The following is a 2617-nucleotide window of genomic DNA, read 5'->3' on the forward strand; positions in this document are numbered from 1 at the left end:
TCAGGCCGACGACCATGAACTGTTCCGGCAGGCGGCGGGCACCAACGCCGAGCGCGTTAGCGCCGTTATCGGCGGGGCGACCAGGCAGGAATCCGTCCGGCTCGGCCTGCTTGCCCTTAGAGACCACGCGCCGGGGCAGGTTCTGATCCACGATGCCGTGCGTCCGTTTGTCGATGCGGACCTGATAGATCGCACCATCGCCGCCATCGGCGAGCGCGAGGGCGCATTGCCCGCTTTGCCCGTCGCCGACACGCTGAAGCGCGAGTCGGCCTCCGGCGTGGTTGGCGAAACCGTTTCGCGCAGCGGTCTTCACGCGGCGCAAACGCCGCAGGGCTTTCCGTTCTGGCCCATCCTTGCCGCGCACGAGAAAGCCCATCATCTGGGAAAAATGGATTTTACCGACGATGCCGCGATCGCCGAATGGGCGCATATTCCGGTCAAGATCGTTCCGGGCTCGCCGGACAATGTCAAACTCACCTGGGCACGGGATATTGCCATGGCGGACCAGCGGCTTTCCGGCGAACGTGTGCGCTTTCCCGACATCCGGACCGGCAATGGCTACGACGTCCATGCTTTCGAGCCCGGCGACCATGTTACACTGTGTGGAGTCGCCATTGCACACGACAAGAAACTGTCCGGCCATTCCGACGCCGATGTCGGTCTGCATGCTCTGACCGATGCGTTGCTGGCGACCTGCGGCGCCGGCGACATCGGTACGCATTTTCCGCCGTCCGACCCGCAGTGGAAAGGCGCTGCATCGCGGATCTTCGTCGAGCATGCGGCAGGGCTGGTGCGCGAGCGCGGCGGCCGCATCGCCAATGCCGATATCACGTTGATCTGCGAAGCGCCGCGCGTCGGCCCGCACCGCGAGGCGATGACGGCAGCCCTGTCGCAGATGCTGGCAATTTCCGCGGATCGCATCTCGATCAAGGCGACAACCAACGAGAAGCTCGGCTTCGTCGGGCGCGAGGAAGGCATTGCGGCGATCGCCACTGCCAGCGTGGTGTTTCCCGGCGAGGTGCCGGAATGACCAACAGCGACCTGGCAAATGCCTTGCTGCAAGCCTGCCAGAAACGCGGCATCATGCTGGCAACGGCGGAAAGCTGCACCGGCGGCATGATCATCGCGGCACTCACCGACATCGCGGGCTCGTCCGCCGTGGTCGATCGCGGCTTCATCGCCTATTCCAACGAAGCCAAGATGGACATGCTCGGCGTTTCCGCCGCCACGCTCGATGCGCATGGGGCGGTTTCGCGCGAGACTGCGATCGAAATGGCGACAGGCGCGCTTACCCGTTCGCGCGCCGGGCTGACCCTGGCGGTTACCGGGATCGCCGGGCCTGGCGGCGGTTCGGCGGAAAAACCGGTCGGCCTGGTCTGGTTCGGGGTTGCGCTGGACGGCCGACCGATTGTCGCCGAGCACCAACTCTTTGCAGACAAAGGCCGCGATTTCATCCGTCGCGAAACGGTCCGGCAAGCGCTGGAACTGGGCCTGCAAGCACTCGGATAGGATTATAAAACGTTGGGCGGGCGGACCCGAAAGCCGGATTTGCGGCTACGTTTTCGATTCCGGGCTGCTTTGCCCCAAGTGTGGCTCCGTCCCAGCCAGCAGCCGCTGAATATTGGCACGATGGCGCATAACCACGTAGATGCTGCCCGCAATCACCAGCAACCGATAGGCCAACGGTTGCTCCAGGCCACAGATGAGGGCGATCGCGGTCAACGCCGCTACCATCGAACTCAGGGAAACTATCCGAGACGTAGCCAGCACAGCACCAAAAGCCGCCGCAGCCCCCACACCTACCGGCCAAGACAGAGCCAGCAACACGCCAAGCCCCGTCGCAGCGGATTTGCCACCTGTGAAATTCAACCAGATCGAACGGCCATGTCCCAACAACACGGCAATTCCGGCCAGGCAAACAGCCCAAGGCACCCAGGCTTGCAGGTCAAGCGGGGTCGATAGCGTAACCAACGGCAACGTGATGAACCCAGCGGGCAAAGACGATCGCCCCAGCACCTTTCAGCACATCCACCAGCAACACCACCAACGCCGGCCATTTTCCCAAGACCCGCAAGACGTTCGTTGCCCCGGTGGATTTGGAGCCATGCTCCCGGATATCGATGCCCTTGAGCAGCTTCCCCGCCAGATAACCCGTGGGCATTGAACCGAAGAGATAGGCGATCGCCAGTCCAACGGTGCTTGCTATCCAGAAAAGCATGCGCAAGCCTCAAGACGGTTTTGTACCGTAGATGACGTCGGCGCGCTTCTCAAAGGCTTCGGCGAACATGCGGAAGGCACGATCGAACATGGTTCCCATGACCGCGCCCAGAATACGGCTCTTGAACTCGTAGTCGATGAAGAAGCGGACGGCGCAACCGGCGCCGTCGGGTTCGAAACGCCAGACATTGCTCAAATATTTGAACGGCCCGTCGATGTACTTCACGTCGATGGTGTTCTCGTCGGGCTTCAGCAGTACCTGCGTCGTGAAGGTTTCGCGGATCGCCTTGTAGCCGATGCTCATGTCGGCAAGGAGAACGGTACGCCCGTCACGCTCCTTGCGCGAGCGAACCGTCAGCGCTTCGCAAAGCGGCAGGAATTGCGGATAGGATTCAACATC

General features: G+C 62.4%; 3 protein-coding genes and 1 pseudogene. 2 read left to right on the plus strand and 2 right to left on the minus strand.

Translation table 11 applies throughout. The annotated features are described in order from the left end of the window. The coding region (locus EOA22_RS30355; protein ID WP_127390463.1) for a bifunctional 2-C-methyl-D-erythritol 4-phosphate cytidylyltransferase/2-C-methyl-D-erythritol 2,4-cyclodiphosphate synthase at positions 1-1030 on the plus strand (1030 nt) is incomplete at its 5' end. Beyond that, positions 1027-1509 carry a CinA family protein gene (locus EOA22_RS30360; RefSeq protein ID WP_063168047.1) on the plus strand — a complete coding sequence of 161 codons (483 nt, stop codon included), beginning with the start codon at positions 1027-1029 and terminating at the stop codon, positions 1507-1509. The genes EOA22_RS30355 and EOA22_RS30360, both read left to right, overlap by 4 nt. Positions 1510-1554: 45 nt before the next feature. Here the strand turns inward: EOA22_RS30360 and plsY are convergent. Together plsY and EOA22_RS30370 are read right to left on the minus strand one after the other, a co-directional pair. Then, a pseudogene (gene plsY / locus EOA22_RS30365) lies at positions 1555-2218 on the minus strand (glycerol-3-phosphate 1-O-acyltransferase PlsY). A gap of 9 nt (positions 2219-2227) precedes the next feature. After that, a partial coding sequence (locus EOA22_RS30370) for a type II toxin-antitoxin system RatA family toxin (protein ID WP_164756029.1) occupies positions 2228-2617 on the minus strand: 390 nt, incomplete at its 5' end.

This window comes from Mesorhizobium sp. M7A.F.Ca.US.014.04.1.1 (assembly GCF_003998745.1).
GTDB classification, from domain to species: domain Bacteria; phylum Pseudomonadota; class Alphaproteobacteria; order Rhizobiales; family Rhizobiaceae; genus Mesorhizobium; species Mesorhizobium ciceri.